The following is a 21694-nucleotide window of genomic DNA, read 5'->3' as shown; positions in this document are numbered from 1 at the left end:
AAAACCTCAAAAACCCGATAATTCCACTATATAGATAGCTACGAATCAGTTTTTGCGCAATATATTGCTCATTCGCTGACAGTTAAGCATCATAGCGCCACGTATTTATCGACCATGACTTCGGAAGAACTCCCGCAATGACCACCCCTCCTCGCAGCCTGGCATCCGCATTGTTTCCGATCGGCCTGCTATTAATCGCCATGGCGTCCATCCAATCCGGTGCGTCATTGGCCAAAAGCATGTTTCCTATTGTTGGCGCACAAGGCACCACTGCTCTGCGTTTGATTTTTGCCAGTGTGATCATGCTGGTGCTATTACGCCCATGGCGCGCCACGCTGACGGCCAAGTCCTTACGCACAGTGATCATTTACGGGATGGCGCTGGGCGGCATGAACTTCCTCTTCTATATGTCCCTTCGCACCGTCCCCCTGGGGATTGCAGTAGCACTTGAGTTCACAGGCCCGCTTGCCGTCGCAATCTATGCCTCGCGCCGGGCTGTCGACTTCCTGTGGATTGCCCTGGCGATCATCGGCCTACTGCTGTTGATTCCACTGGGCGAGGCCAGTAGCGGTATCGACTGGGTCGGCGCGGCTTACGCGCTGGGCGCAGGCGGATGCTGGGCCCTCTATATTTTGTTCGGCCAAAAGGCTGGGAACGACAATGGTGTTCAGACCGCCGCACTCGGCGTGATGATTGCCGCCCTGTTCGTCGCACCGATCGGCATCGTGCATGCGGGCGCCGCGCTGCTGACGCCCGCCCTGATCCCTATCGCCATCGGCGTCGCGATTCTGTCCACGGCCTTGCCCTATACATTGGAGATGGTTGCACTGACGCGCCTTCCCGCCCGCACGTTTGGCACGTTGATGAGTATCGAACCGGCGTTCGGCGCCCTCTCCGGCCTGTTCTTTCTGCATGAGCATTTATCTCTGGCCCAATGGCTGGCCATCACGTGCATTATCCTGGCGTCCGTAGGCGCCACGTTGACGATGCGCAACGAATCCAAACCGTTAGTACCCGCCGACTGATCATCTTTAAAGCCAGCGCTGGTATTTACCGCTCATTTAGGCCATGTTTAGGCCGTAACCGAATGTCATTCATGGAGAATTTCGACACGGACAGCATGAACGCTTCGCTCGAGAGCGAGTAAAGCGGCTCTGTTCTTTTGCAGGGCGGCTATTAAGGATGGGAATGAAACGAATTTTGATACTGTTGCTGGTTGTGGGCATCGCTGGCTGTGCTGCAACCACAAAAACAGAAGTGAAACGGGGTAAGAAAGGGCTGCATATCAACTGTTCGGGCCTGTCCTCCTCCTGGGACCAGTGCTACACCAGTGCAGCCAACTCATGCGGCGCCAAGGGCTACCGGGTGATCGCCAAATCCGGCGATAACTCCGAGGAGCCTGGGGACTACCCCTTCGGTCTCAACCCTGCCGGCTATACCAGCCGTAGCATGATCGTCATCTGCAAATAGTTGCCCGAGCAGTCTTTCCTGACTGCTCATCTTAAATCCCGGCCATTTGCGGCATGAAGGCTAAACTCCTGCTCGACCATCGAGCCAATGGAGTTCCCATGCCGCACAACAAGAAAATCGTATTAGTCGTGGGTGCCGGTGACGCGACCGGCGGCGCCATAGCCAAACGCTTTGCCCGCGAAGGTTACATCGCCTGCGTCACCCGTCGCAGCGCCGACAAACTGCAGCCCTTGGTAGACAGTATTAAATCGGCCGGCGGTGAAGCTCATGGCTTTGCCTGTGATGCACGTAAAGAAGAAGACGTGATCGCACTGGTCGAGCAAATCGAAACCGAGCTGGGGCCTATTGAAGCGTTCGTCTTCAACATCGGCGCCAATGTGCCTTGCAGCATTCTGGAAGAAACCGCGCGCAAGTACTTCAAGATCTGGGAGATGGCGTGTTTCTCTGGCTTCTTGAACGCACGGGAAGTCGCCAAACGCATGGTCACGCGTAACCGCGGCACTATCCTGTTCTCCGGCGCCACCGCCGGCTTGCGCGGGAGCGCAGGGTTTGCCGCCTTCGCCGGCGCCAAACACGGGATACGCGCCCTGGCACAAAGCATGGCGCGGGAGTTAGGCCCGATGAACATCCATGTTGCCCATGTGGTGGTCGACGGCGCCATCGATACAGACTTCATCCGCGAGAATTTCCCGCAAAAGTACGCCCTCAAGGACCAGGACGCCCTCCTCAACCCTGACCATATTGCCGACAACTACTGGTTCCTGCACAAGCAGCCACGGGACGCCTGGACGTTCGAACTGGACCTGCGCCCCTGGAACGAAACCTGGTGACGCCCCCTATAACAATAAGCAGTGAGTACAGACCATGAGTAAAACCCTGGAGTTTTTCTTTGATCTCGGCAGCCCCGCCACTTACCTGGCCTATACCCAGTTGCCGGCGCTGTGTGCCCAAACCGGCGCACAGGTGGTGTATCAACCGATGCTATTGGGCGGTGTTTTCAAGGCCACGGGCAATGCCTCACCGATCACGGTGCCTGTCAAGGGGCGCTACATGCTCGATGACCTGGCGCGTTACGCCAAACGCTACAACGTGCCGCTCAGGTTCAACCCGCACTTTCCCATCAATACCTTGTTGCTGATGCGCGCTGTCACCGGCATTCAAATCCACCAGCCTGAGCGCTTCCTCGACTTCATCGACTGCCTGTTCCGAGCACTCTGGGTGGAAGGCCATCACCTGGGCGACCCAGAGGTGGTAGCCAATGTGCTCACCGAACAGGGGTTCGATCCCGAGCAGGTACTGGCCCTGTCAAACGATGCAGCCGTCAAGGACGCCCTCAAGGACAAAACCGAACAGGCCGTTAAGCGCGGCGTGTTCGGCGCTCCCAGCTTCTTTGTAGGAAACCAGCTGTTCTTCGGTCAGGACCGTCTGGACTTTGTGCGTGAAGCCCTCAGCTAGATATCGATTGCAGCCGGCAATGCGCCGGCTGCATTCGATCAAATCGCCGCAGTGCGCACCTGCAACCATTCAAGGGCTGCACCATCGAGCAGCGGGCTCAAACGCTCACGTACCTGGGCGTGATACGCGTTGAACCATTCACGCTCATCCGCCGTCAGCAACGACGGCTCCAGGCACCGAGTATCAATCGGGCACAGGGTCAGGGTTTCGAACTTGAGGAATTCACCAAATTCGGTCTTGCCCGCTTCGCGATTCAACACCAGGTTCTCAATGCGCACGCCCCAACGGCCAGGGCGATAAGTACCCGGCTCAATTGACGTAATCATCCCTGGCTGCATCGCCGTTTGTGGCGCTGCAGCGGCTTGATAGGCAATCACTTGCGGGCCCTCATGCACGTTGAGGAAATACCCTACGCCGTGGCCTGTACCGTGACCGTAGTCCACGCCTTCTGCCCAGATCGGCGCCCGGGCAATGGCGTCCAGCAACGGTGAAAGAATGCCTTTGGGGAACTGCGCACGAGACAGGGCAATCACGCCCTTGAGTACCCGCGTGCAATCGCGCTTCTGTTCTTCACTCGGTGTACCGATGGGCACCATCCGCGTGATGTCCGTGGTTCCGCCCAGGTACTGGCCGCCCGAGTCGATCAGCAGCAAGCCATCACCTTCGATCAGCGCATGCTCTTCTTCGGTGGCGTGGTAATGCGGCATCGCGCCGTTGGCATTGAAGGCGGCAATGGTGTTGAAGCTCAGCGATACATAGCCTGGACGGCGGGTACGCGCAGCGGTCAGGTGTTCGTCAATCGTCAGTTCGGTAATGCGCTCGCGGCCCAGGGCACTGTCGAGCCAGGCAAAGAATTCGCACAGCGCCGCACCATCCTGCTCCATGGCTTGGCGGATATGTTCCGCGTCTGCCAGGCTCTTGCGGGATTTGGCCAGTGTGGTGGGGTTGAGGCTTTCAACCAGCTTGACGCCCGCGTCGAGGTTTTCCAGCAAGCCGGCAGTGACGCGGGCGGGGTCCACTTGCAAGCTTGCGCCCGCCGGTACCGCTCGCAGCGCTTGCGCCACTTCGCTGTAGTCACGCAGGGTCACGCCATCCTGCTCAAGCACCGCCCGCAGTTGCGCATCGACCTTGCCCAACGCCACAAACAAAGTGGCCTGCTGTTGATTGATCAAGGCAAACGACACAAACACCGGATTGAATGACACATCAGCGCCGCGCAGGTTGAATAGCCAGGCGATGTCATCCAGCGTCGCGATGAAATGCCAGTCGGCGCCCTTGTCTTTCAAACTGGCACGCAAGGCGGCCAGTTTCTCGCCACGGCTGACGGTGGCCTGGGGCGGCAGATGCTGATAGATCGGCTGGTTCGGCAATGCCGGGCGGTCTTGCCAGACTTCATTGAGTACATCGATATCGGTACGCAGACGCGCGCCACGCTCGGCCAGCTTGCCTCCCAGGGTACGTGCCGAGGCCACGGCCATGACCGCACCGTCCACCGCCACTACGCCACCCTCAGGGATTTGCTCGGCCAGCCACTCCAGCGGCCCAGGCTGACCCGGTTGCAGCTTAACCAGCTCGATACCGCTGCCCTTGAGTTCCTTGGTTGCCTGTTCCCAGTAACGGCTGTCAGCCCAGACCCCGGCAAACTCCGCCGTGACGATCAGGGTGCCCACCGAACCATGAAAGCCGGACAACCACTGACGCCCTTGCCAGTAACCCGGCAAATATTCGGACAGGTGCGGGTCCGCCGATGGCACCAGCAGGGCATGAATGCCTTCGCGGCGCATCAGTTCACGGGTATGCGCCAGGCGCTGGGGAACCGTTCCATGGGTCAAAGGCTGCGTACTCATTGTGTCTCCTGCTAACCACTAATAATTGTTATGTGTTGCGAATGATAAATCAGACCGCCCAGAATGCCGGCGCGCTCGCCAACGCGGCCTTGATCAACTGCGCGGCCTGGTCGATATCCTGTTCGGTGGTGAACCGGCCCAGGCTCAAGCGAATAGTGCGAGCGGCACTGCGAGCGTCATGCCCCAAGGCCAGGAGCACATGGGACGGCGCATTGCTGGCAGAATTGCACGCTGAAGTCGCGGAAAAGGCAATGCCTGCACTCAATGCGGCTGAATTGAATTCACCCTCGCTGAAGGTAAGGCTCAAGGTGTGCGGAATACGCTGGGTTGGGCTGCCATTAATACGCAAGCCGGCTACCGACGCCAGTTGATCCAGCAGGCGCTGGCGAAGTGCGACAATCGTGGCCTTCTCATCCGCGAAAGACGCCGCCGCCAGAGCGAACGCCGTACCCATGCCGGCAATCTGATGGGTCGCCAGGGTGCCGGAGCGCAAGCCTCCTTCATGGCCACCGCCGTGAATCTGCGCCAATACCTTCTGCTGCGCCCGCGGCCCGACATATAACGCGCCGATGCCCTTGGGCCCATACAGCTTGTGAGCAGAGAACGACATCAGGTCTACCGGCCACCGGGCCAGGTCGATAGCCACTTTGCCTGCCCCTTGCGCCGCGTCCACATGGAACAACGCGCCCTGCTCACGCACCCGCGCGCCAATGGCCGGGATGTCGTTGAGGGTTCCCAGTTCGTTGTTGACCAGCATCAGCGAGACCAGAAAGGTGTCCTCGCGCAAGGCTTCGCTGACCGCCTCGACGCTGATCAAGCCGTCTGCATCCGGTACCAGGTAAGTCACTGCCACTCCGGCTTCCTGCAATTGCCTCGCGGTGTCCAGCGTGGCCTTGTGTTCGATCTGGCTGGTGATGATATGCCCACCCGCCACACCACGGGCCTGGGCCACGCCCTTGAGCGCCAGGTTGTTGGATTCCGTGGCACCGGAGGTCCAGACGATCTGCTCGGCCTGCGCCCCCACCAACTCAGCCACTTGGCGACGCGCCTGTTCAACCTTCTGCCTAGCCGCTTGGCCGAATGCATGGGAACTGGACGCAGGGTTGCCGAAGTGAGCGTTGAAACCCAAACACTCGACCATCACCTGAATAACTCGCTCATCCACCGGCGTGGTGGCGGCGTAGTCGAAATACAACGGACGTTTATTCATGAGGTTAAAACTCGCAGAGCGTATTCCCAAGAGCAGCGTCTCGGGGGGCATCGACCAGAACAGAGGTCGTCAGGTTTAACCGATCGAATGCCATTAAAGAAGGTAACTTTATTTAAATGTGCGTAGGAACGCTCCTGGAATTGAGCTTAACAGGCTGAAGTAGCCCCATGGCAAACAAAAAGCCCGAGGTTCCTTGTGGGAAACCTCGGGCTTTTTGCCGCAAGAAGCGCGCTCAACTGGGCCGACCATGCAAAACCACGCTGCGCTCGGCGTTCATTTCGCCTTGGCGATCAAAACCGAAGGGCTTTTGTGGCTGACCAATCAATGCGGCGCGCTGGCGTTGATAGTCGTCAAACGACAAGCCGCGACGGCCCAGGGCCTCCAGGGCCAACTGCTTGGTTTCCTCGGCCGTATAGGGACGCAACTCCGGGGAAGGCTGGGTCGCACAACCCGCAAGGACAGAGGTGACAAGTAAAAAGGAAACAGCGAGGAAACGGTTCATGGCGATGGCCCTGCGAAGGAGGTTTCGAGTCAATGAACACAGGCTACTCCCGGCCCTTCTCGCTGAAAAATCATCGTCCGTGATAGTCGCTATCACGCGTATCGGCGCCTGCGGCGAAATCGCCGACATATTCATTTAAGTTCTATAAATATAGAAACACCTTCATTTACGAATTAAGACGATCCCTCTATAAAGACCTTGCGCGATGACCACTGCCCACCAGGCAACAGCCCTTCATCAAAGCCCGAATTCCCATGAGAGGTCACCATGCAGCTGTTCACCCTGCCGCCCTCACCTGCCCTCGCCACCTCGATCCGCGCCACAGCCCAGGTCTTCGAAGACCCAAAGTCCCAGGCCCTGCTGGACCATATCCAACAAGTGGCCCCCAGCGAAGCCAGCGTGCTGATCATTGGCGAAACCGGCACCGGCAAAGAACTTGTTGCGCGGCATATCCACCACCTCAGTGCGCGGCGAAACCGGCCCTTCGTGGCGGTGAACTGCGGGGCCTTTTCGCACTCCCTGGTGGAAGCCGAGTTGTTCGGCCATGAGAAAGGCGCCTTTACCGGCGCCCTCAGCGCCAAGGCCGGCTGGTTCGAAGAGGCTGACGGCGGCACCTTGTTTCTGGATGAGATCGGCGATTTGCCGGTGGCCATCCAGGTCAAGCTGCTGCGGGTGCTACAAGAGCGTGAGGTGGTGCGCCTGGGTTCGCGCAAGAGCATTGCAATCGATGTGCGAGTCCTGGCCGCCACCAATGTACAGCTGGAGAAAGCCATCAACGCCGGGCGTTTCCGTGAAGACCTCTACTACCGCCTCAATGTAGTCAGCCTGGCATTGAGCCCGCTGCGCGAACGTACCGGCGATATCCTGCCACTGACCCGGCACTTCATCCAAACCTACAGCCAGCGCCTGGGTTACGGCCCGATCAGCGTGAGCCACGGGGCCGAGCACAAGCTCAAGTGCTACAGCTGGCCGGGCAATATCCGTGAGCTGGAGAACGTGATTCATCACACCCTGCTGATCTGCCGCAACGCTGTGATCGAACCCGACGACCTGCGCCTGTCGAACCTGCACCTCGAACGCCAGAACGACAGCGACACCGATACCCGTGCAGAAGCCCTGCTGGCGCGGGCGTTTCAAAAGCTCTTCGAGGAGCAGTCCGGCGCCCTGCATGAAAAGGTCGAAGACGCTTTATTGCGCGCTGCCTATCGCTTCAGCCACTCCAACCAGGTGCACACCGCCAACCTGCTGGGCCTGAGCCGAAACGTCACCCGCGCTCGCCTGATCAAGATCGGCGAACTGGCCGTGAACAAGCGCAGGCTTGGGGCACACATGCAAGGCGAACGGATGCTGCATCTATCCATTTAGCCGGCAGTGCAGGGCATCGTCCTGACTGCGCTCAAAACTGCGCAGTACCTGAAATGCGCCAAAGGTCACGGCCGTGGCCCGGTGAGCACGGATCAGCGTCCAGAAATCTTCGCCGCCCTGTTCAAAACATTTGAAGGCGGCTTCACCCTCTTCCCGCGATTGCCATTGCAAATAATTGAGCACCCGCCGCCCGTCATCGCTGACCTGCACGCTGGCACTCAAGAAGCCGCCATGGCGCACGGCCAGACGCTCGCTCTGGGTGGTCAAGGCGGCCACCAGGGCGGATTGCTGACGGGGTTCGATGTGAAATTCGATCAGTTGAGTGAAGCTGTGATTTTTCTCTGATACCGGCATGAAAACTCCCCTCGCTCTGTAGGCAGAATCTTGCGATTCGATGCCACGCAGGGTAAAACCTCTAGTTAAGTCGAGGTCAAGCACTGTTTGGGAGAGGTTCATGCTCACTAAGGAACTCAGCGTCGGTCAGCTCGCTGCCCGCAGCGGCGTCGCGGCGACTGCCCTGCACTTCTACGAGGCCAAAGGGCTGATCAAGAGCAATCGCAATGCCGGTAACCAGCGGCGTTACCCACGGGATGTGCTACGGCGGGTGGTGCTGATCAAGATCGCCCAGCGCTTGGGCATTCCGCTGGCCAACATTGGCGAGGCATTGCAGGCCTTGCCCGATGGGCGCACACCCAATGCTCAAGACTGGGAGCGCCTGTCGGCGTTGTGGCGTGAAGACCTGGATGAGCGCATCAACAAGCTGATACTGCTACGCGACAAGCTCAATGGCTGCATCGGGTGCGGGTGCCTGTCGATGGAGGCGTGCCCGTTGCGCAATCAGGACGATAAGCTCGCTGAGCATGGGCCAGGCGCCCAGTTGCTGGAGCCCACTACACAGCCTTGATAAAAAGCACCTCGTCGGCTGCCCGCAGGCCACGCATTACGTGGCCTATAGTGAAATGCTCGTATCTCGACTCAAGGAGAACGTTATGAGCGTTAAAGCTATTCCCGATGGTTATCACGGCATTACCCCCTATTTGGGCATCAACGAGGCCGCAAAGGCGATCGAGTTCTACAAGAAGGCCTTTGGCGCCTCAGTGTTCATGCGCCTGGACATGCCTGACGGCCGGGTCGGCCATGCGGAACTGCGCATTGGCGAAGCGGTGATCATGCTGGGCACGCCCTGCGACGAAACGGCCCTGCGCAATCCGGACGCACATCCCAGTGTCGGCCTGCACCTGTATGTAACTGACGTGGACAAACAATTCAAACAGGCGGTTGGTGCCGGCGCCAGTGAGGTGTCCAAGCCGCAGGATCAGTTCTATGGGGATCGCTCGGCAAGTGTGAAGGATCCGTTCGGGCACCTGTGGTTCCTGGCCACCCATAAGGAGGACCTGACCGAGAAGCAAATCCGCCAACGTGCCATGGAGATGTTCAAGCAAAATTAACCCTGTGGGCGTGAGCTTGCTCGCGCCTGCAACACGCCACACCTTGCCCCAGGTTCCAACCGGCCTGCTCCGGCAAGTTAAAGGCCTCTGTGGCGTTTGGAACATGTCAAGGGTTCGTCGATCTGACACCCCGGTAGGCATTGCGCCCCAGCCATATCGTCATGACCAACAAGGCGGTCAATGGCAGCCCATGGAACAACACGATCACCTGGGCCGGCGTCCACGTCACATAGAACGGCCCGACCACCAGCATGCCCACGCCAAAACCGGCCATCTGGATCAGGGTCAAGAGGCTGAACAACGGCAAGCGCAGGCTATCGGGCTCGCTTTGCGCACGGGAAATCAACGCCACCTCGGACAATCCATCGCCCAACCCTGCCCACACCACCAGCAACAGCGCCAGCCACAGTTCGGTCTGCTGGAATGTCAGGATAAAGCCGCTGGACATCAACGCCACACCGAGCATGAACAAGCGCTCCATGCCTTGGGTGCCACGACCTTTCAACACTGCACTGGCGATGCGCGCGCCAACAAACTTGCCACAGGCCCACACGGCCAGCAGATAGCCCATGACCGTCTTGGCCGTGTCCGGTGAAATATACTGCGACAGCACTGGCCAGCCAACGTTATGGGCCGCACTGCCGAGGGTGTCGAGCATACTGATCAGCAACATCGCAGCCAGCACCGGCGCACCGCGCAACCCCTTGGTCAGCTCGTGCCATTCAGCGGCGAGCCCGCGATGGACGGCAACAGCAACGCTATATAACGCGCGCAAGGGCAAGACCAGGCAAGCGGCAATCACATAGGTGCCGATGTTGACGGCAAACACCGCTTCAAATCCGCCCGTGGCAATCAACAAGCCGGAGAGCAAACTGCCGAAGACCGCGCCGGTGGCGGCCGCCGAGGTGATCCATGCGTTGGTATTTACCCGCTGTTCAAGCGCGACCCAGGTGGGCAACTGACTGTTGAGGCCAATGGCAAACAGCGAATTGCACAGGCCGATGCCGAAGGCGATAAAGGGAAGAAGGGTGAGTTGATGGGCCGGTAACAACACCAACAGGGGCGTCAGCAACAGCGCCCGGGCCAGGTCCAACCCCGCCAACGTCCCACGCCCGGCAAACCGCCGGAAAAACGGGATGCCAAACAGGCTCGCGACAATCCCGCCGGTGACCCGGCACGCCAGGAAGATGCTGACAAACACTACGCTCTGGCTGAGCCAGTACACATAAGTGGACAACGCCACCATGTTGAGGAACGCGCCAAAATCCGACACACCGCGGGCAAAGATGATCAGGCGAGCGTTGCGGGTCGACAGATTCAGTTGTTGATCGTGGCTCATGCAGACTGTGCCTCCTCGACACTGCGCAGGCTTACCAAGAGCACATCGCGCCAGGCCGGTGCCGTCGCCACCCGCGGTCGCACCTCCCCGGCCCGATGGTAGAAGCCACGGTCGTTGATCACGATAGTCTCCAGAAATTTCTCCATCGGCAGTTTCAGCAGCCGGCTGTGCTCCGTTTCGTCGGCAAACACCTCCGACACCACCGGCACCGTGTTGCATTCGCCAATAAAGTGCATGAACACCCAATCCAGGCCGTCCTGGTGAATCCCCGATGTGGTCGGGCTGCTCGATGACACATCCGCCCGCACCCGGAACTGGTGAATATCGATCGTATAGGTCTGTTCGCCCAGGTGCGGGGCAATCACCGCAAGGTCCGTCGCCAGCAGCTTGTGCATGAGTGGGTGCTCGATAAAGCCTTCCTCGCTATAGCTCAGGTGGTTCACGCCCTGGCGATAGTTCACCGCGTAGGTGACCGGCGATTTGAACGCCGTATTCCTGTCGATCTGCAATTGCCGTGACGGTAACAGACGATAGCGCAAGATGCGCCGCTCGCGGTGGGTATAAGTCCTGAACGCCTCGTCGCGCACCAGGTTGTCCCAATACGCACGAAAGCTTTGCTCCTCACCGGGTTCAACGTTGACCAGTTCGCGAAAGTCCGGGCGATGACAGAAGTGATGTTCGCGCAAAAGCGCCGAAATCTGATGGATGTCCATATCGCTATCCTGCAACCGGTGGATCGATGAGGATGCGCAGGTGTTGCTGCAACGCATCGTGCAAGGCATGGGCGTCGGCGGCATTGCCAACCCGGGCCCAGCATTTGAGCAAATAATGCTCCTCGATATCCGCGTCAATGTAGTGGCCGGGGTCCTGCGGGGCATATTCCAGCACCGAGCGGTGTTGGTCCAGGAACTGCAGGCCGTCAATGCCCCTGAAAAGGCCACTGTGCTGCGGATAAATCGCCAGCATCGCGTAGTGTTGCCCCGCATCGGCAACCTTATGTGCGCCAGCCTCTAACTGTGCATTGATGCCCTTCTCGCCCAACAACAATCCCATGTACAACTGATAAGGATCGATACCGGCCAAGTCGCGGAACGCCGAGTTCACATACAGTCCGCCCAGGCGCGGGTTGATCTCGATGGCCACCGGCCCTGCGTCCGTCATGCGAAACTCGAAATGCACCACAGCGTTGGTCAGGCCCACCGCGTGCAGGCAGTCCACCGCGTACCGGCGGATCTGCTCGCATTGGGCCTGGCTGAACGACGTCGGCGGGGAAATCAGCAAGTTCTCAAGGACCGTGCCGCTGCGCTCGGTCAGCAGCAGTTTTTCATTGATCAGCAGCGGATGGACACGCTCGCCGACAATCACACATTCCACACTGCCTTCGATGCCAGGAATATAACCTTCCAGCAGAATGCTGTGGCCTGGCAGGTATTCACGCCGCAGCCCATCCTCAAGTGGCAGGGCGTGCGCACAGCCGTAGAAGTCCGCATACGCGGCGGCGCCATGATCACTCACAAAATGCCGATAGTGGCTGCGTAGCTCCTCCCAGCTCGAGCATTTTTTGATAAACGCTGAAGCCCCGCCAAAGGGCGGTTTGGCGATCAGTGGATAACCCACGCGCTCGGCGCCTTGCTGGAGTTCCTGTTCGTTGTTGCACAGCACGAACGGTACCGAACGCAATTCGTGCTGTTTCAACACGCGGCGCATCAAGAACTTGTTATTGCACGCGGCAATCGCCCCTGGGTGGCTGTAGACCAAGCCCAACCGCTGACACGCCTGCGCAACGATACAGCCCACCTCCCCTTGTGCGGACGGGTGCCCGGCCTGGCAGAAAATCCCCCGCACCTGATAACGCCCGTCTAACTGTCCGACCAACTCCAGAATAGACTGCTCACTGAGCGTTTCGAGCAGGAACACTTCGTCACTGTCGTCCTTGAGTCGTTGCAAGTGCTTGTGCCCAGCCACGGCGGCCGTCAAACACGCCAAGCCGTCGGCGCGGGCCACCGTGAAATGCGGTTCCCGGTAGCGGTAGCGAGCGCAAGTGCTGTCATCTACATCAATAAACAGAATCGCAGCCTGTTTCATACCGCATCCTGCCAGCTGCACCATTGGCCCTCCCAGTTGCGAAAACGGTAAGTGCGCTGCCCATCGCGGACTTCAAAATGCGGTAAGTCTTCAGGTTTTTCAAAGTCCAACAACGGCACGGTGAACTTGCCTTGTGCGTGAGGCAGTACATATTCGGGCAGGGCAATATTCGATACGCGGCGTTTGAGCCGATCCATTATGGCGATGGCTTGGCTGATCGACGCCTTATACTCTGAAGCACCGGGTGAAAACGGCATGAAGTGATATAAGTAATATGGCTTTACGCCCAGACGATAAAGATCAATGAATAGTTTATGCAACGTCGTTTCATCATCATTCACGCCACGCAACAGCGGCATGTTAGAGAATACAATCGGTACCACACCCTGAATCCGTTTAACCGCGACGGCAAAATCAGCACTGAGCTCAAGCGGGTGGCAGACATGCACACCAAATGCATTGACCTTGTACTTCTCCAGCATCGCCACTAATTCATCGGTCACGCGAAACGGGTTGAAACTCAAGGCCCGCGAATGAATGCGTATCAGCAGATCATCACGAATGCCGCGCAATGCGGCCAGCATCTCCTCAAGCTTGCGGTCGGCCAGCATCAGTGGGTCACCGCCGCTGAGAATCACCTCTTCAATCGCTGGGTTACCGCGGATGTACTCCACCGAATCCTTGAACGAGTCGGTGTTGGCGTTAGCTTTGTCGGTGCCCACCTGCAGCGTGCGCAGCGCCTCGAAACAGAACTGGCAATAGGCATTGCACGTGTTGGTGGTACGCAGGATCACGCGGTTGTCGTACTTGTGCTGGCAGATGGGCGTCTTCATCTCATGATTGAGTTCCCAGTTTTCGGAACTGCCGTCGTAGTCGCCCTGCACCTGTTCGCTCCAATACGGTACTACCTGGCGCCACAGGGGGTGGTCCATCACCTCTGCGGTGGTGAGTGAACGCTTGATCAAATCAATGTAGTAAGGCGTGATCTGCATCTTGCGATCTTGCAAGTTGTGCTCGATATGCGCCGTTGTGGCCTCGTCCCATCCACCGCACGCATTGCGCAGTGCAGGTTCATCGCGGATGGCATTCTTCTGCTGCCAACGCCAGTCTTGCCATTGAACTGAACGATGCATGGTTTGATCAAAAATCGACATGAGTTTGAACTCTCTGTTAAGGCATAGGGTCGCGTACTTTTCCAGCGCAGGAAAAGTATTATTCGCAGCAATGACAATCGACGGGCAGGCGAGAGACCACGATCAAGTAACTAACTTGATCAACGGCACCAGAGAGATATAACAGTTCAGCACGTGATGGCACGAATAAACGACTAGCACGGTCATGCGATTAACTTCCTTTTTATAAAATCCGACGTCCAAGTCCGCACTCACTAAAGCCGATGCCCGCCAATGTGTCAATACAATAACCTTGTAGTCCCTCTGGAATTAACCGGCACCCGCGCCAACACCCCGTAATGACAAGGGGTGCTTTCGTTCAAGCCAAGCTATTTGAAAAACAAATAACACTGAAAGTAACTATAGAGAGCGTTATTTCTACTTATACAACTACGTAGCCGCACTTCAGCTGAGCCAGGGGTTGGCCGCGAGGTAGTGGCGCTCAAATGCATAGCTGCTGACGACATCACACAGCGGCATGATCACGTCCTTGGAGGTCTGCCCCGGCCTAACGCAAGCCGCTGAACGCCTGCGGGCTGGTGTATCACGTATTCGATCAGCGCTGAAATCCGGCCTGAATGTGAACCTGAAACATTTTCTTTCATATCCGCCTTAGGGATTTCTCATTCTCATCCGTCTTAACTTAGATACAGCCTGTCGCGTCAGCAAAAGCTACGACTGGCCTTTTCCGGGCCTCCATCGCCCCCTCCGATCAAGACCCTCATTGATATGTCGAAGAAGTCACGCTCCAAACTCTGGTTTCTCGTCCATAGCTGGCTGGCGTTGCCCATCTGGTTCTTTGTACTGATTGTCTGCGTCACCGGCACGCTGGCCGTGGTCAGCCAGGAAATCGTGTGGCTGGCCAACCCGGATATCCGCGCCAGCAAGCCGTCGGATGACGCTCAGCCGCTGAGCTACGACCAAGTGATCGCGGCCATCAAACGCGAAGAGCCCCGGGTGTTCGTTCAGTCAATCAGCCGTCCCGACGAATCCCATTTCGCTCTGAGCGTAGACCTCAGCTATCCCGACGGGCGCTCGGTCGAGGTCTACGTCAACCCCTACACCGGAGCAATCCAGGGCATGAGCCCTTCGTTCAATTTCCAGGAATTCACTCGCGCCCTGCACGGTTGGTGGCTTGTACCGTTCACCAACGGCTACAGTTGGGGCTGGTATCTGATCTCTGCCCTCGGTATTCCGCTGCTTGCTTCACTGGTCACAGGACTGGTGGTTTACAAGAAGTTCTGGAAGGGCTTCCTACGCCCGACACTGCGTGTGCGCCACGGTGCACGGATTTTCTGGGGCGACTTCCACCGGTTGAGCGGCATCTGGTCGATCTGGTTCATTGCTGTGATTGCCGTCACCGGCATCTGGTTCCTGATCCGCGCCATCCTGGGGGACAACCACATTTCGATTTCCACCGAGCCCGCCATCCCGGTGATTGCCCGGGATAAGGTGCCAATGTCGGCGCCTGGTGTACCGGCGCCGATGATTCCCATTGATGACGCGATCAAAATCGCCACGCAGCGTATCCCCGGCCTGGAGCCAAGTTTCATCAGCCTTCCCATGAATGCTTACAGCCACCTGCAGATCGGCGGACGGGGCTGGTATCCGTTGATGTACCAGACTGCGCAGATCAACCCCTATGACGGGGAGGTCGCCGCCGCGCACCTGCTGTCCGACCGCTCGAAACTGGAATTTGTCACCGAGTCGATGCGCCCACTGCACACCGGTGACTTCGGCGGCTTGTGGGTCAAGCTGATCTGGGCGTTCTTCGGCCTGGTGCTGAGCATGATGGTATTGAGCGGCTTGCTGATCTGGACCAAGCGCACCGCCCTGGCCACCCTCAACGCCCTCAAGCGGGAAACTAAGACGCAACGTCAATCCGCTTCCATCCCGGCCATGCGCGCTAAAACCTCGGAGGCCCAGCGATGAGCAAGGTCGCGACCGTACCGCCGTCCCCGCTGCGCGCCTTTTGGCTTAAATGGCGTTTCCATATCAACATCCTGCTGTTGCTGGTGCCGTTGGGGTTCATGCCCAAGTACTTTGCCGACGCCGCACTGTTTCGCGGGGATGCCGGCATCGGCGAGCGCGTGGCCGGGCAGGTACAAGTCGGCCCCTGGAGCCTCACGCTGGCTGAGTTTCGCAACAAAGGCCCGAGCCCGAACCCGGCTGGCCCGATGAAGTTTTTCAACGCCGCCCTGTGTGATACCTGCGCCGAGCAGGTCAAGGCCACTTACCTGCGTATCGGCAAACCCCGCAGCCTGCGCGCCGCCGGGGTGATCTTCTTCGGCACGCCGTACCGTATGGGCGCCGCCCTGCCGATCCCCGAACGCACCCCGGCGGACGCCGAAATATGGGTGACCATGGAAGGGTGGGACGGCAGCATGCACCAGGGTTCCATCCCGCTGAGCCAGGCCTCGCCTGCCACCATTGCCTGGCTGAACAAGCAAGGAGTCAAACCATGACGTTCAAGCGCCTCACCCGCGCCGCGCTGTTGCTGTGCGCCGGCCTGAGTACCACCGCCTTCGCCCACAACCCGATGTGCGAATGCAAGGAAATCCCCGGCGAGCAGATCCAGTGCAAAGGCGGTTTCTCCGACGGCAGTGGCGCCCCCGGCGTAACCCTGGATGTGATCGGCTACGACGAAACCATCCTGGTGCCAGGCAAGCTCGGCGAGGACTCGACCCTGACCTTCAAGAAGCCCGCCGCCGAGTTCTACGTGCTGTTCGATGCCGGCCCTGGCCACGTGGTGGAAATCGACCAAGCGGATATCCCGTCGCAATGAGTACCACACAGGTTGTACGCCCCGCCGGCGCCGGCCACGAAACCCTTTATGTGTTGCTGTTGTGCCTGATCATCCTCGCGGTGGCGGGCACGGTCGTGGCGTTGCACGGGGAAACCCAGGAAGTCGTGGCGGTGCCCAGCCACCAGTTGGACGCCCGCCGCGACCTGAGCGCGGCCGAGCAAGGCATCTACGCCGACCTGCGGGTGACCCTGGATGAAATCCACCTGTTGCAGCAGGAACACAGCGCCTTGCCGACGCCTGAGCAACTGGCCGAGGAAGGCTTCGCGCCGTTTGCCCAGGACGCCAGTTCGGTCAGCCGTGGTGGCCATCGCTGGCAGTTGCTGGCACCCGCCGCCTACCTGGGTTTGAGCCAGGCGCCGGCTACCAGCGGTTCGCTGCTGATGCGCGTGCAAGGCAGTGAGCCGGATATCTGGCTCAACCGCAGCGCCAACCTTGCCGCCCCATCCGACCTCACTGACCAGGCGCTGATCGCGGCCGGCTGGCAGCAGGTGGTCGCGCAATTCGATGCCGGCGTCACCCGCCAGCACCGTCACTGAACGAGAAGACCGATTGCCCATGCCTATGTCATCGCCCCTGTTACGCCTGTTAATGGTTGGCCTGTTCAGCCTGATGCTCGCTCCCCTTGCCAATGCCGAGGCCGCCAAGCGCCTGCGTATCGGCATTACCTTGCACCCCTATTACAGCTACGTAGCCAATATCGTGGGCGACAAGGCCGAAGTGGTGCCGCTGATTCCCGCCGGTTTCAACCCCCACGCCTACGAGCCGCGCGCCGAAGACATCAAGCGCATCGGCACCCTGGATGTGATCGTGCTCAACGGCGTCGGCCATGACGACTTCGCCGACCGCATGATCGCCACCAGCGAGCGCCCGGACATCAAGGTGATCGAAGCCAACGCCAACGTGCCGCTGCTCGCCGCCACCGGTAACGCCGCACGCGGTGCGGGCAAGGTGGTCAACCCGCACACCTTCCTGTCGATCAGCGCGTCGATTGCCCAGGTCAATAACATTGCCCGCGAGCTGGGCAAGCTCGACCCGGACAACGCCAAGACCTACACCCAGAACGCCCGCGCCTATGGCAAGCGCCTGCGCCAGATGCGCGCCGACGCCCTGGCCAAGCTGACCAGCGCGCCCAACCCGGACCTGCGCGTGGCCACCGTACACGCGGCCTACGACTACCTGTTGCGCGAGTTTGGCCTGGAAGTCACCGCCGTGGTCGAGCCGGCACACGGTATCGAGCCAAGCCCCAGCCAGCTGAAAAAGACCATCGATGAATTGCGCGCCCTGGATGTGAAAGTGATCTTCTCGGAGATGGACTTCCCGTCCACCTACGTCGATACCATCCAGCGTGAATCCGGGGTCAAGCTGTACCCGCTGTCGCATATTTCCTACGGCGAATACAGCGCCGAGAAGTACGAAGTGGAGATGACCGGCAACCTCAACACCGTGGTCCGCGCGATCCAGGAGTCGGGAGCATGACCGCGGCGCAGCAACTGAACGCCGTCAGCGTCGGCCCCACTCTGAACTTCGACCAGGTCTCCCTGACCCTGGGGCGCACCGTGATCCTCGACGGCGTAAGTTTCCAAGTACAACCGGGCAGCATCCATGCGCTGGTTGGCCCCAATGGCGGCGGCAAAAGCTCGCTGATCAAGACCCTGCTGGGGCAGACGCCGCACCAAGGGCGTTTGAGCCTGGAATGGCCAACCACACCCGGCACCATCGGTTACGTGCCCCAGGCGCTGGAATTTGACCGGGGCCTGCCGATGACCGTGGACGATTTCATGGCTGCCATGTGCCAGCGTCGCCCGGCGTTTCTGGGCCTGTCCAGGCATTACGCGGGGGCAATTGGCGATGCCCTTGAGCGCGTTGGCATGCAAGACAAGCGCAAGCGCCGCATGGGCGCGTTGTCCGGCGGTGAGCGCCAGCGGGTACTGCTGGCCCAGGGGCTGATTCCGGCGCCGCAATTGCTGGTGCTGGACGAGCCGATGTCGGCCCTCGACGAGGCGGGTATCCAGGTGTTCGAACGGCTGCTGAACGACTGGCGCCTGGCCGGGATTACCGTGCTGTGGATCGAGCACGACCTGGGGGCCGTGGGCCGCCTGGCCGACCGCGTCACCGGCTTGAACCGCCGCGTGCTGTTCGACGCCACACCGAAAGAGGCGCTGACCCCGGACCGTCTGCTCACCCTGTTCTCCACCCACCCTCGGAGCCCGGCGCCATGAGTTATGAAGCCTTTCGCTTGATGGTCCAGGGCTGGGCCTCTTCCGGTTACCTGCCCGAAGCCCTGGCCTATGGGTTTGTGGTCAACGCCCTGCTCGCCGGCTTGTTGATCGGCCCGGTACTCGGCGGCCTGGGTACGCTGGTGGTGGTCAAGCGCTTTGCGTTTTTCTCCGAAGCCGTCGGCCATGCCGCGCTGACCGGCGTGGCCGTGGGCATCCTGCTGGGCGAACCCTATACCGGGCCCTATGGCAGCCTGTTTGGCTACTGCCTGCTGTTCGGCATCCTGCTCAATTACCTGCGTAACCGCACCGGCCTGGCGCCCGATACCTTGATCGGCGTGTTCCTGTCGGTGTCCCTGGCACTGGGGGCAAGCCTGCTGCTGATCCTGGCCGGCAAGATCAACGTGCACATTCTCGAGAACGTGCTGTTTGGCTCGGTGCTGACGGTCAACGGCAACGACCTGCTGGTGCTGGCCATTGTCGGCTCGCTGGTGATGGCCCTGGCATTGCCGCTGTACAACCGCATCATGCTGGCCAGCTTCAACCCGCAATTGGCGGCAGTGCGCGGGGTGGCGGTGAAAAGCCTGGACTACCTGTTCGTGATCCTGGTGACCCTGATCACCGTGGCCGCGGTCAAGGTCATCGGCGCAATCCTGGTCGGTGCCTTGCTGGTGATTCCTGCCGCGGCGGCGCGCCTGTTGAGCCAGTCACTCAAAGGCTTCTTCTGGATCTCGGTGCTGATCGCTACGGTCAGCACCCTGTGCGGCATTCTGCTGCCGATCATCTTCGACCTGCCCATCCCCTCCGGCGCCGCCATCATTCTGGTTGCCGGTATCGCCTTCGCCTTCGCCGCCATCGCCCGTGGCGTTGTGCCCAGCCTCAAAGGGAATCTTGGATAATGCGCCCTGTCTTTCGCCCACTGGCCCTGGCCATCGCTTGCTTGATGAGTACGTCGGCGCTGGCCGTCGATGGTTTCGACGCCAAGGACTTCAAAGTCAACCAAGGCCTCGGTCACGCAGCCCTGACCAAGGCCAAGCAACCGGTCAAGGTGCTGGCCTCGCTGCCGATTACCTACGGCTTGGCCGAGGCGCTGCTCGAAGGCACCGACGTAGCGCTTGAACGCGCCGCGCCAGCCAACCTGCCGGGTTCGCGGCAGGTGTCCTACTTCACCGGCCGCGGTGCTGCGGCATTGAATAAGTTGGCGCTGGACGCCGACGCGGCCATCGGCCTGCGCTCGCTGTGGGCCGATGACCCGCTGTACCCCGTGGCACGGCGCAGCAATATCCGCATCGTCGAAGTCGATGCCGCGCGCCCGGTGGACGGTGGCTTGCCGGGTATCGCAGTACAACCGGGGGTCACCGATGGCTTGAACAGCCAACCCTGGCAATCGAGCAACAACATGGGACGCATGGCCGACGTGATGGCCGCCGACCTGAGCCGCCTGGCGCCGGCAGCCAAACCCAGGATCGACGCCAACCTGGCCGCACTCAAACAGCGTTTACTCAAGCTCACCGCCGACAGCGAGGCGCGATTGGCCAAGGCCGGCAACCTGAGTGTGCTCAGCTTGAGCGATCACTTCGCGTACCTGGTCAGCAGCCTGAACCTGGAAGTGCTCAGCACCGATGCACGCCCCGATGCCGAGTGGACGCCTGAGGCGCTGCAAAAACTCAGCAGCGCGTTGAAGGACAACGACGTGGCGGTGGTGCTGCATCACCGTCAACCCAGCGATGCGGTCAAAGCTGCCGTCACTGCCGGCGGTGCCAGACTGTTGGTGTTGAATGTGGACAGCGCCGACCCGGTGACGGAGTTGGAAACCAATGTGGACCAAGTGATCAAGGCACTCACGCCCTAGGCAAGCCACCGATCCGTCAAGGATAACTCGGTTCAATGTGGGAGCTGGCTTGCCTGCGATGCGGGCGCCTCGGTTTATCAGGCCTATCGCGTCGATGCCATCGCAGGCAAGCCAGCTCCCACATGGGTTCGCGGTGCACCAGCCGCTACACCACATCCACCCCCACATGAATCGCATCATGCCGCCAGAACTCCAGGTCACAATCGATCAGGCGTTGATGCTGGTCGTAGTTGACCCGGGCGATGCGCAAGCCCGGGCTGCCCACCGAGACCCGCAGCGCAGCGGCCGCTTCCACCGGCAATGAGGTCGGCACAATCTCGAAACGCACCCGCCCGTAGTGCAAGTCATATTTGCTGGCATACAGCTCAGTCATCGACTGATTCAAATCACACGCCAGGATCCCCGGAAAATACTGCGGGTTCAGGTAGTGCTCCACATACAACACCAAGCGCCCGTCAATCCTGCGGCCCCGGCAAATCTGGATCACGCTCGATAACGCCGGCAATTGCAACCACGCGCACACCGCCGCCGACGCCGGTTGCAAGCGTGCGGAAATAACCTGCGTGGAAGCCTCGCGCCCCTGGTCGCTGACCATGGCGTGAAAGTGGCTGCGCTGCATCAAGTTATAGGCCAGCCGTGGCGGCGAGACGAACCAGCCCCGACGCTCTTCGCGGTAGATCTGCCCTTGTGCCTCCAGTTGTAACAAGGCTTCCCGCACGGTAATCCGAGTGGTACCAAACAACTCGCTGAGCTTGCGTTCGGCGGGCAGTTTGCTGGCAGGCGGCAACAGGCCATGGTCGATCTGCTCTTGCAGCGCCAGGCCGATGGAAGTTACCGCCTTGATTGCCTCATCACGCATCAACGTTACCTATCTGGACTAGACCAGCACCGTTCAGGTGCACAAAACGCGCTCTATCTGGGCTTTTG

Annotated in this window: 24 protein-coding genes; 15 read left to right on the top strand and 9 right to left on the bottom strand. The window is 59.8% G+C overall.

Annotated features, from left to right (window positions below):
- The first annotated feature begins 137 nt into the window (after positions 1-137).
- From rhtA to ACWHXD_RS10630, 4 genes are all read left to right on the top strand, one after another.
- Positions 138-1025 carry a threonine/homoserine exporter RhtA gene (gene rhtA, locus ACWHXD_RS10645; protein ID WP_032892541.1) on the top strand — a complete coding sequence of 296 codons (888 nt, stop codon included), beginning with the start codon at positions 138-140 and terminating at the stop codon, positions 1023-1025.
- 163 nt (positions 1026-1188) lie between these two features.
- Positions 1189-1470, top strand: coding sequence for a hypothetical protein (locus tag ACWHXD_RS10640; RefSeq protein WP_003190182.1), 282 nt, complete (start codon positions 1189-1191; stop codon positions 1468-1470).
- A gap of 98 nt (positions 1471-1568) precedes the next feature.
- A complete protein-coding gene (locus ACWHXD_RS10635) occupies positions 1569-2300 on the top strand; it encodes an SDR family oxidoreductase (RefSeq protein WP_138763387.1) in 732 nt (243 codons plus the stop codon).
- A gap of 34 nt (positions 2301-2334) precedes the next feature.
- Positions 2335-2925, top strand: a complete 591-nt coding sequence (locus tag ACWHXD_RS10630; RefSeq protein ID WP_138763388.1) for a 2-hydroxychromene-2-carboxylate isomerase — start codon at positions 2335-2337, stop codon at positions 2923-2925.
- A 38-nt stretch (positions 2926-2963) separates the two neighbouring features.
- Here ACWHXD_RS10630 and ACWHXD_RS10625 read toward each other — a convergent pair whose 3' ends face one another.
- The 3 genes from ACWHXD_RS10625 to ACWHXD_RS10615 form a co-directional block, all read right to left on the bottom strand.
- Entirely contained in the window at positions 2964-4772 is a 1809-nt protein-coding gene (locus ACWHXD_RS10625; RefSeq protein ID WP_138763389.1) for an aminopeptidase P family protein, read from the bottom strand.
- Between the two features lie 49 nt (positions 4773-4821).
- Positions 4822-5982 (bottom strand): cysteine desulfurase family protein, encoded by a 1161-nt coding sequence (locus ACWHXD_RS10620; RefSeq protein WP_138763390.1) that lies wholly within the window; start codon positions 5980-5982, stop codon positions 4822-4824.
- 232 nt (positions 5983-6214) lie between these two features.
- On the bottom strand, positions 6215-6484 hold the full coding sequence (locus ACWHXD_RS10615; RefSeq protein WP_098952151.1) for a hypothetical protein: 270 nt from the start codon (positions 6482-6484) through the stop codon (positions 6215-6217).
- 267 nt (positions 6485-6751) lie between these two features.
- Here ACWHXD_RS10615 and ACWHXD_RS10610 point away from each other — a divergent pair, with 267 nt between their 5' ends.
- Complete coding sequence (locus ACWHXD_RS10610; RefSeq protein ID WP_138763391.1) at positions 6752-7849, top strand: sigma-54 interaction domain-containing protein; 1098 nt, start codon at positions 6752-6754, stop codon at positions 7847-7849.
- On the opposite strand, the gene ACWHXD_RS10605 is transcribed toward ACWHXD_RS10610, so the two are convergent.
- Complete coding sequence (locus ACWHXD_RS10605; protein ID WP_098952155.1) at positions 7838-8203, bottom strand: antibiotic biosynthesis monooxygenase; 366 nt, start codon at positions 8201-8203, stop codon at positions 7838-7840. The two genes, ACWHXD_RS10610 and ACWHXD_RS10605, sit on opposite strands and share 12 nt — an antisense overlap.
- Positions 8204-8303: 100 nt before the next feature.
- On the opposite strand from ACWHXD_RS10605, the gene soxR reads away from it, so the two are divergent.
- Both soxR and ACWHXD_RS10595 read left to right on the top strand, forming a co-directional pair.
- Complete coding sequence (gene soxR, locus ACWHXD_RS10600; RefSeq protein ID WP_138763392.1) at positions 8304-8753, top strand: redox-sensitive transcriptional activator SoxR; 450 nt, start codon at positions 8304-8306, stop codon at positions 8751-8753.
- An 85-nt stretch (positions 8754-8838) separates the two neighbouring features.
- Positions 8839-9297: a VOC family protein gene (locus ACWHXD_RS10595; protein WP_138763393.1), complete on the top strand. Its 459-nt coding sequence runs from the start codon at positions 8839-8841 to the stop codon at positions 9295-9297.
- Positions 9298-9403: 106 nt separating this feature from the next.
- Here the strand turns inward: ACWHXD_RS10595 and ACWHXD_RS10590 are convergent, their stop codons facing one another.
- The 4 genes from ACWHXD_RS10590 to ACWHXD_RS10575 are packed head-to-tail and all read right to left on the bottom strand — an operon-like array spanning position 9404 to position 13875.
- Positions 9404-10636, bottom strand: coding sequence for an MFS transporter (locus ACWHXD_RS10590; protein ID WP_098952160.1), 1233 nt, complete (start codon positions 10634-10636; stop codon positions 9404-9406).
- Positions 10633-11349: a 2OG-Fe dioxygenase family protein gene (locus tag ACWHXD_RS10585; RefSeq protein ID WP_138763394.1), complete on the bottom strand. Its 717-nt coding sequence runs from the start codon at positions 11347-11349 to the stop codon at positions 10633-10635. Before ACWHXD_RS10585 ends, ACWHXD_RS10590 begins: the two co-directional genes overlap by 4 nt.
- A 4-nt stretch (positions 11350-11353) precedes the next feature.
- Positions 11354-12721: an ATP-grasp domain-containing protein gene (locus tag ACWHXD_RS10580; RefSeq protein WP_098952163.1), complete on the bottom strand. Its 1368-nt coding sequence runs from the start codon at positions 12719-12721 to the stop codon at positions 11354-11356.
- Complete coding sequence (locus ACWHXD_RS10575; RefSeq protein ID WP_098952165.1) at positions 12718-13875, bottom strand: KamA family radical SAM protein; 1158 nt, start codon at positions 13873-13875, stop codon at positions 12718-12720. Before ACWHXD_RS10575 ends, ACWHXD_RS10580 begins: the two co-directional genes overlap by 4 nt.
- 747 nt (positions 13876-14622) lie before the next feature.
- Here ACWHXD_RS10575 and ACWHXD_RS10570 point away from each other — a divergent pair.
- The 8 genes from ACWHXD_RS10570 to ACWHXD_RS10535 are packed head-to-tail and all read left to right on the top strand — an operon-like array spanning position 14623 to position 20767.
- Entirely contained in the window at positions 14623-15825 is a 1203-nt protein-coding gene (locus tag ACWHXD_RS10570) for a PepSY-associated TM helix domain-containing protein (RefSeq protein ID WP_499083943.1), read from the top strand.
- Positions 15822-16358, top strand: coding sequence for a PA2404 family protein (locus ACWHXD_RS10565; protein WP_138763396.1), 537 nt, complete (start codon positions 15822-15824; stop codon positions 16356-16358). Before ACWHXD_RS10570 ends, ACWHXD_RS10565 begins: the two co-directional genes overlap by 4 nt.
- Entirely contained in the window at positions 16355-16678 is a 324-nt protein-coding gene (locus ACWHXD_RS10560) for a hypothetical protein (protein WP_014717808.1), read from the top strand. The genes ACWHXD_RS10565 and ACWHXD_RS10560 overlap by 4 nt, the downstream gene beginning before the upstream one ends.
- A complete protein-coding gene (locus tag ACWHXD_RS10555; RefSeq protein ID WP_098952170.1) occupies positions 16675-17235 on the top strand; it encodes a DUF6162 family protein in 561 nt (186 codons plus the stop codon). Before ACWHXD_RS10560 ends, ACWHXD_RS10555 begins: the two co-directional genes overlap by 4 nt.
- 19 nt (positions 17236-17254) lie before the next feature.
- The gene (locus tag ACWHXD_RS10550) at positions 17255-18175 is read left to right on the top strand and encodes a metal ABC transporter substrate-binding protein (RefSeq protein WP_138763397.1); all 921 of its coding nucleotides are present in this window, start codon (positions 17255-17257) and stop codon (positions 18173-18175) included.
- The gene (locus tag ACWHXD_RS10545) at positions 18172-18918 is read left to right on the top strand and encodes a metal ABC transporter ATP-binding protein (protein WP_138763398.1); all 747 of its coding nucleotides are present in this window, start codon (positions 18172-18174) and stop codon (positions 18916-18918) included. The genes ACWHXD_RS10550 and ACWHXD_RS10545 overlap by 4 nt, the downstream gene beginning before the upstream one ends.
- Entirely contained in the window at positions 18915-19814 is a 900-nt protein-coding gene (locus ACWHXD_RS10540) for a metal ABC transporter permease (protein WP_003190154.1), read from the top strand. Before ACWHXD_RS10545 ends, ACWHXD_RS10540 begins: the two co-directional genes overlap by 4 nt.
- Positions 19814-20767 carry a metal ABC transporter solute-binding protein, Zn/Mn family gene (locus ACWHXD_RS10535; protein ID WP_138763399.1) on the top strand — a complete coding sequence of 318 codons (954 nt, stop codon included), beginning with the start codon at positions 19814-19816 and terminating at the stop codon, positions 20765-20767. The genes ACWHXD_RS10540 and ACWHXD_RS10535 overlap by 1 nt, the downstream gene beginning before the upstream one ends.
- A 145-nt stretch (positions 20768-20912) precedes the next feature.
- Here ACWHXD_RS10535 and ACWHXD_RS10530 read toward each other — a convergent pair whose 3' ends face one another.
- Positions 20913-21626 (bottom strand): UTRA domain-containing protein, encoded by a 714-nt coding sequence (locus tag ACWHXD_RS10530; protein ID WP_003190151.1) that lies wholly within the window; start codon positions 21624-21626, stop codon positions 20913-20915.
- Positions 21627-21694 lie beyond the last annotated feature (68 nt).

The sequence above is a fragment of the Pseudomonas fjordensis genome, assembly GCF_976987115.1.
The sequence above is the reverse complement of the archived record's forward strand: the minus strand, read 5'-3'. Positions and strand labels throughout refer to the sequence as shown.

What these genes read in the sequence shown, in the direction of transcription:
- rhtA (WP_032892541.1), top strand. Translation starts at nt 138, where the DNA reads ATGACCACCCCTCCTCGCAGCCTGGCATCCGCATTGTTTCCGATCGGC.
- ACWHXD_RS10640 (WP_003190182.1), top strand. Translation starts at nt 1,189, where the DNA reads ATGAAACGAATTTTGATACTGTTGCTGGTTGTGGGCATCGCTGGCTGT.
- ACWHXD_RS10635 (WP_138763387.1), top strand. Translation starts at nt 1,569, where the DNA reads ATGCCGCACAACAAGAAAATCGTATTAGTCGTGGGTGCCGGTGACGCG.
- ACWHXD_RS10630 (WP_138763388.1), top strand. Translation starts at nt 2,335, where the DNA reads ATGAGTAAAACCCTGGAGTTTTTCTTTGATCTCGGCAGCCCCGCCACT.
- ACWHXD_RS10625 (WP_138763389.1), bottom strand. Translation starts at nt 4,772, where the DNA reads ATGAGTACGCAGCCTTTGACCCATGGAACGGTTCCCCAGCGCCTGGCG.
- ACWHXD_RS10620 (WP_138763390.1), bottom strand. Translation starts at nt 5,982, where the DNA reads ATGAATAAACGTCCGTTGTATTTCGACTACGCCGCCACCACGCCGGTG.
- ACWHXD_RS10615 (WP_098952151.1), bottom strand. Translation starts at nt 6,484, where the DNA reads ATGAACCGTTTCCTCGCTGTTTCCTTTTTACTTGTCACCTCTGTCCTT.
- ACWHXD_RS10610 (WP_138763391.1), top strand. Translation starts at nt 6,752, where the DNA reads ATGCAGCTGTTCACCCTGCCGCCCTCACCTGCCCTCGCCACCTCGATC.
- ACWHXD_RS10605 (WP_098952155.1), bottom strand. Translation starts at nt 8,203, where the DNA reads ATGCCGGTATCAGAGAAAAATCACAGCTTCACTCAACTGATCGAATTT.
- soxR (WP_138763392.1), top strand. Translation starts at nt 8,304, where the DNA reads ATGCTCACTAAGGAACTCAGCGTCGGTCAGCTCGCTGCCCGCAGCGGC.
- ACWHXD_RS10595 (WP_138763393.1), top strand. Translation starts at nt 8,839, where the DNA reads ATGAGCGTTAAAGCTATTCCCGATGGTTATCACGGCATTACCCCCTAT.
- ACWHXD_RS10590 (WP_098952160.1), bottom strand. Translation starts at nt 10,636, where the DNA reads ATGAGCCACGATCAACAACTGAATCTGTCGACCCGCAACGCTCGCCTG.
- ACWHXD_RS10585 (WP_138763394.1), bottom strand. Translation starts at nt 11,349, where the DNA reads ATGGACATCCATCAGATTTCGGCGCTTTTGCGCGAACATCACTTCTGT.
- ACWHXD_RS10580 (WP_098952163.1), bottom strand. Translation starts at nt 12,721, where the DNA reads ATGAAACAGGCTGCGATTCTGTTTATTGATGTAGATGACAGCACTTGC.
- ACWHXD_RS10575 (WP_098952165.1), bottom strand. Translation starts at nt 13,875, where the DNA reads ATGTCGATTTTTGATCAAACCATGCATCGTTCAGTTCAATGGCAAGAC.
- ACWHXD_RS10570 (WP_499083943.1), top strand. Translation starts at nt 14,623, where the DNA reads ATGTCGAAGAAGTCACGCTCCAAACTCTGGTTTCTCGTCCATAGCTGG.
- ACWHXD_RS10565 (WP_138763396.1), top strand. Translation starts at nt 15,822, where the DNA reads ATGAGCAAGGTCGCGACCGTACCGCCGTCCCCGCTGCGCGCCTTTTGG.
- ACWHXD_RS10560 (WP_014717808.1), top strand. Translation starts at nt 16,355, where the DNA reads ATGACGTTCAAGCGCCTCACCCGCGCCGCGCTGTTGCTGTGCGCCGGC.
- ACWHXD_RS10555 (WP_098952170.1), top strand. Translation starts at nt 16,675, where the DNA reads ATGAGTACCACACAGGTTGTACGCCCCGCCGGCGCCGGCCACGAAACC.
- ACWHXD_RS10550 (WP_138763397.1), top strand. Translation starts at nt 17,255, where the DNA reads ATGCCTATGTCATCGCCCCTGTTACGCCTGTTAATGGTTGGCCTGTTC.
- ACWHXD_RS10545 (WP_138763398.1), top strand. Translation starts at nt 18,172, where the DNA reads ATGACCGCGGCGCAGCAACTGAACGCCGTCAGCGTCGGCCCCACTCTG.
- ACWHXD_RS10540 (WP_003190154.1), top strand. Translation starts at nt 18,915, where the DNA reads ATGAGTTATGAAGCCTTTCGCTTGATGGTCCAGGGCTGGGCCTCTTCC.
- ACWHXD_RS10535 (WP_138763399.1), top strand. Translation starts at nt 19,814, where the DNA reads ATGCGCCCTGTCTTTCGCCCACTGGCCCTGGCCATCGCTTGCTTGATG.
- ACWHXD_RS10530 (WP_003190151.1), bottom strand. Translation starts at nt 21,626, where the DNA reads ATGCGTGATGAGGCAATCAAGGCGGTAACTTCCATCGGCCTGGCGCTG.